Origin of the sequence: Asanoa sp. NPDC050611 (assembly GCF_040654855.1) — a bacterium.
GTDB lineage: Bacteria > Actinomycetota > Actinomycetes > Mycobacteriales > Micromonosporaceae > Asanoa.
Window position 1 is genome coordinate 1 of sequence record NZ_JBFAIU010000462.1, and the last position, 4811, is coordinate 4811.

Genomic DNA, 4811 nt, shown 5'->3' on the forward strand with positions numbered 1-4811 from the left:
GCGGGCAGGTGCTCGCGCATGCCGGCACGGGCCCGCTGCAGCGCGCTGTTCACCGGGTTGACGGCGACGGCGGCGAGCACGCCGGCGGTCAGGTCGGGCGCGGGCGCGGGAGTGGCCCTGACCAGCCGGTCGAGCCGCTGCGCGCCGGCCAGCCAGGCCTGGCAGCCGGTGCACGCGGCGGTATGGGCGTCGATCTCCGCCGTGGGGGTCGGCAGCTCTTCGCCGTCGAGTCGCGCCGACAGCGCGACCCGGACGTGCTCGCACATCATGGTCAGGTAGTCGTCGGCAGGCAGCGATTGGTTCCCGGCAATCTCTCCCGACGGCGTGGCGCTCGACACGGCCGTGGCGGCAAACCCCTGAAAACGGACGGGTCGCGTACATTGGGTTGCCGTGATCCCCGCCCAGCGTGCGCCCGAGGCCGCGCCCGAAACCGGCCTCGGCGTCGATGCCGCGACGCGGTGGGCGCTGGCCGCGCGCAGCGGTGACCCGGTGGCGCAGGCGGCGTTCGTCCGGGCGACCCAGACCGAGGTCTGGCGGCTCGCCGCGGCGCTGGTGGATCCGGACGCCGCGGACGACGTGGCACAGGAGACCTACCTGCGGGCGTTCCGGTCACTTCCGGACTTCGAGGGACGATCCAGCGCGCGTACGTGGCTGCTCGGCATCACCCGGCGGGCCTGCGCCGACCATCTGCGCGCGGTCGTCCGCCGCCGCCGGCTGCGGTCGCGGCTCGAGGCCCACCCGGAGCCGGAGCGCTCGGTGATGTCCGCCGCGGAGCCCGACCCGGCGCTGCGCTTCGACAGCACGGAGCTGCTCCGCCGCCTGCCGGCCGACCGCCGCGGCGCGTTCGTGCTCACCCAGCTCATCGGCCTCTCCTACACCGAGGCAGCCGAGGTCGAAGGGGTGCCGATCGGCACGATCCGGTCGCGGGTGGCCCGCGCCCGGGCCGAGCTCGTGGCCCTGCTCACCGAGGCGGGCGGCGGCTGAAAGCCAGCCAACAGGTAGCTGTCAGATACCTGAGCATTGGAACCTTTGCGCAATACGGGGCGACTATATGAGCGTGACGACGTTGACCAGGGGCGCGACCTGGCCGGGCATCCGACCCTGGCTGGGCACCCTCGTGCGGCTGGGCCTCGCGGCCGTCTGGCTGTTCGCCGGCGCCGCGAAGGTCGGTGACCTGGCCGGGTCCGGCCGCGCGGTCAACGCGTACCAGGTGATGCCCTTCGAAGTCGCCAAGGTCATCGGGGCCGCCCTGCCGTTCGTCGAGATCGCGCTCGGCGTGCTGCTCGTGGTCGGTCTCGCCACCCGCGCGGTCGCCGCCATCTCGTCCGCGCTGCTCCTGGTCTTCATCGCCGGCATCTCGTCCGCGTGGGCACGCGGGCTGTCCATCGACTGCGGCTGCTTCGGGTCGGGGGGCCAGCTAGCCGCGGGTCAGAGTCCCAACTACGCGCCCGAGATCGCGCGCGACATCGGCTTCCTGATTTTGGCCGCGTTCCTCATCGTCTGGCCCCGCACCCGTTTGTCCGTCGACAGGTGGCTGGAGAGCACGACATGAGCAAGCGACACGAGCGCAAGAGCGCCGCGAAGGTCGTCCGCAAGCAGCTCGCGGCCGAACGCCGCCGCAAGCGCACGATGTGGGTCTCGATCGCCGCGGTCGCCGTCCTGGTGATCGCCGGGCTGATCGGGTGGGGGGTCTACCAGAGCCAGCGCTCCGACGCCGGCCCGCTGGTCGTGCCCGCGTCGGCGACGACGACCACCGGCGAGACGATCGGCAACGGCCCGGTGCAGATCCAGATCTACGAGGACTTCATCTGCCCGTTCTGCAAGCAGTTCGAGCAGAACGCCGGGCCGGCGATCAACGACCTGGTGAGCCAGGGCAAGGTCAAGGTCACCTACAACACGGTGGCGTTCCTCGACCCGGCCTCGACCACGGAATACTCGACCCGGTCCGCCGCGGCCGCCGGCTGCGCCGCGGACGGCGGGAAGTTCAAGGAGTTCCACGACGCGCTCTACGCCCAGCAGCCCGCCGAGGGCTCCGCGGGGCTCTCCGACAGCCAGATGATCTCGATCGGCACCGGGCTCGGGCTCGACCAGAACAGCTTCAGCGAGTGCGTGAACTCGGGCCGCTACAAGCCGTGGGTGGCCTCGGTGACCGACGCGGCGTCGAGGGCCGGCGTCACCGGCACCCCGACCGTCAAGGTCAACAACCAGGTCATCCCGAACCCGACAGCGGACTCCGTCGTCGCTGCTGTGAACGCGGCCTAAATGCGGGTCTGGTTGGCCGGTTTCGGCGCCGTTTTCGCGGTGTTGCTGTCGGCTTCGCCGGCGTGGGCCCATGGCGCCGACGCGCCGGACGGCACCGACTACCGGACCGTGGTGACCTCGGTCAGCCCGGCCACCGCGGGCCTGCGGGTCCGGGCGGTCGAGGCGGGCGCGCGGTTGGAGTTGACCAATCACACGGGTACGACGGTCGAGGTGCTCGGCTACGAGAACGAGCCCTATCTCGAGGTGCGGCCAGACGGGGTGTACGAGAACGTGCACTCCCCCGCCGTGTACCTGAACGCGACCCTGACCGGTTCGGCGACGCTGCCGCCGGGCACGGACCCGACGTTGCCGCCGACCTGGCGGAAGGCGTCGTCGGTGCCGGTGGTGCGCTGGCACGACCACCGGTCGCACTGGATGCTGTCGACGCCGCCGCCCGCGGTGGCCGCCGATCCGGGGCGCCCGCAGCGGGTCCGGGACTGGGTGGTGCCCCTGCGGACCGGTGGGGTCACGGCGCTGGAGGTGCGGGGCACGCTCGACTGGGTGCCGCCGCCGAGTGGCGGGGTCTGGTGGGCCTGGTCGATCGTGGGCGCTGTCGCGGTCGCCGCGCTGGGGCTGGTCGGGCGGCTGCGACGGTTGGCGGGGTCGTTGTCGGTGCGCACCGCGCCCGTTTCGGGCGTGGTCCGGTCGCCGAACTGGGTGCTCCCGGTGCTGGCCGGCGTTTCCGTGGTCGGCGGCGTTGCCGCGGTGGTCTATGCGGTCGGCCGCGAGGTCGACGCCGGCAACGACGGCTTCGGAGCGCTGGTCAACGGGTTGTTCGCGGGCCAGATCTGGCCGGTGCTGACCGGCCTCGCGGCGGTGGCGGCGGCCGTCTACGCGCTGTTCCGTCGGCCGGCCGCCGACTTCGCGCTGGCGCTGGCCGGCGTGTGCGTCGCGATCTTCGCGGGCGCCAGCAACGCGGCCGCGTTCACCAACGGGGTGGTGCCGGTCCCGTGGTCCTTCGGCCGCGTGCTGATCGCCGTCGTGATCGCCGCGGGTGCCGGGGTGGCCGCGGCGTCCGCGTTGCGGATGCGGGCGACCGCCGGCCGCCCGCCGGTGCCCGCGGCCCGCCGCCCGGCTGAGTCGGCTGACGAGCCTTCGGGAAGCCCGGCGGTAGAGTCGGGCGCATGACGGAACGCCTGAACCCCGGCGACGAGGCACCGAACTTCACCCTGCCCACGGACACCGGCGACACGCTCACCCTGGCCGACCTGCGCGGCAAGAAGGTGGTGCTCTACGCGTACCCGGCGGCCATGACGCCCGGCTGCACCAAGCAGGCCTGCGACTTCCGCGACTCGCTCGCGTCGCTGCAGGCCGCGGGTTACCAGGTGGTCGGCATCTCCCCCGACAAGCCGGCCAAACTGGCCAAGTTCCGCGAACACGACGCCCTCACGTTCCCGCTGGTCTCCGACGAGGACAAGCAGGTGCTGACGGCGTACGGGGCGTGGGGCGAGAAGCAGTCGTACGGCCGCACGATCACGGGCGTGATCCGCTCGACCTTCGTGATCGACGAGAAGGGCCGCATCGACCGCGCGATGTACAACGTGAAAGCGACGGGCCACGTCGCCAAACTGCGGCGCGACCTCGGGCTCGACTAGCAAGCCGTACGTTCGTACGCCAGAATGTCGGAGGCCGCACGGTCGGCCACGGGGGTCGTAGCCCAATTGGCAGGAGGCAAACGGTTTAGGTCCGTTCCAGTGCGGGTTCGAGTCCCGCCGACCCCACCCGAATGGCTTGCTAGTCCGTGTCCGCTTCGCGGCCGCGGACTAGGAAGCCATTCGGCATTCTGACACCGGGGGCGACCCCCGGAGACCCACGGTGGGTGGGCGCGGTCCGCGGTATGCGACGTCGGACCCAACGTTGCCGATGGGTCCGAGATCGCCGGCTCAGCGTCGTGACCGTTTCTAGCCCTAGGCGCGGCGTGGGTGGCGTAAGAGCGAGGCGGAGATCGCTACCCGCAACCGTCCGCCGGCTAGCAGCCTTCGTGGTGACCTGGCGCTGATCGGCCTGGGAGAGCGAACCGAACGCCCTGCGGTCTGCCTTCACCGGCGTTCCCCGCCATCCGAGGTAGGCGCCCGGCTGCAACTTGCCACGCCGGCGCAGCCTACTTCGGCGTCCGCGCCGGCGTGCCCGCCGACCCCTCAGGTCCTGCGCGGGGCAGACCCGAGGACGAAACCTTCGACGGGAAAGCGACCGTGGAGGCAGCCACCGTGACGCAACGCAGGCCGCCCGGGCGCCGGCCGCGGAGTAGTAGAACGGCTAACGGCTTTTCGCGGCCTTTCGAGGCGCCGTCTTCTTCGCCGCCTTGGTCGCGGTCCTGGTTGACTTTCGAGGCGCCGTCTTCTTCGCCGCCTTGGTCGCAGTCCTGGTTGACTCTCGGGCCGCCGTCTTCTTCGCCACCGCGGTCGCGGTCTTCGCTGACTCTCGGGCCGCCGTCTTCTTCGCCACCGCGGTCGCGGTCCTGGTTGACTCTCGGGCCGCCGTCTTCTTCGCCACCGCGGTCGCGGTCCTGG

Annotated in this window: 7 protein-coding genes and 1 tRNA gene; 7 read left to right on the plus strand and 1 reads right to left on the minus strand. The window is 71.9% G+C overall.

Annotation, left to right across the window (positions count from 1 at the left end):
- The coding region (locus tag AB0H87_RS38125; protein WP_360157468.1) for a zf-HC2 domain-containing protein at window positions 1-338 on the minus strand (338 nt) is incomplete at its 3' end.
- 127 nt (window positions 339-465) lie between these two features.
- Between AB0H87_RS38125 and AB0H87_RS38130 the strand changes: the two genes are divergently transcribed.
- The 7 genes from AB0H87_RS38130 to AB0H87_RS38160 all read left to right on the plus strand — a co-directional run.
- Window positions 466-984, plus strand: a complete 519-nt coding sequence (locus tag AB0H87_RS38130) for a sigma-70 family RNA polymerase sigma factor (protein WP_360157486.1) — start codon at window positions 466-468, stop codon at window positions 982-984.
- Between the two features lie 67 nt (window positions 985-1051).
- Window positions 1052-1552, plus strand: a complete 501-nt coding sequence (locus AB0H87_RS38135) for a MauE/DoxX family redox-associated membrane protein (protein ID WP_360157471.1) — start codon at window positions 1052-1054, stop codon at window positions 1550-1552.
- Window positions 1549-2262, plus strand: coding sequence for a thioredoxin domain-containing protein (locus AB0H87_RS38140; RefSeq protein WP_360157474.1), 714 nt, complete (start codon window positions 1549-1551; stop codon window positions 2260-2262). Before AB0H87_RS38135 ends, AB0H87_RS38140 begins: the two co-directional genes overlap by 4 nt.
- The gene (locus AB0H87_RS38145) at window positions 2263-3429 is read left to right on the plus strand and encodes a hypothetical protein (RefSeq protein ID WP_360157477.1); all 1167 of its coding nucleotides are present in this window, start codon (window positions 2263-2265) and stop codon (window positions 3427-3429) included.
- Window positions 3426-3896: a thioredoxin-dependent thiol peroxidase gene (bcp, locus tag AB0H87_RS38150; protein ID WP_360157480.1), complete on the plus strand. Its 471-nt coding sequence runs from the start codon at window positions 3426-3428 to the stop codon at window positions 3894-3896. Before AB0H87_RS38145 ends, bcp begins: the two co-directional genes overlap by 4 nt.
- A gap of 51 nt (window positions 3897-3947) precedes the next feature.
- A tRNA-Leu gene (locus AB0H87_RS38155) sits at window positions 3948-4022 on the plus strand.
- A gap of 581 nt (window positions 4023-4603) precedes the next feature.
- On the plus strand, window positions 4604-4811 hold a 208-nt coding region (locus AB0H87_RS38160; RefSeq protein WP_360157483.1), incomplete at its 3' end, for a hypothetical protein.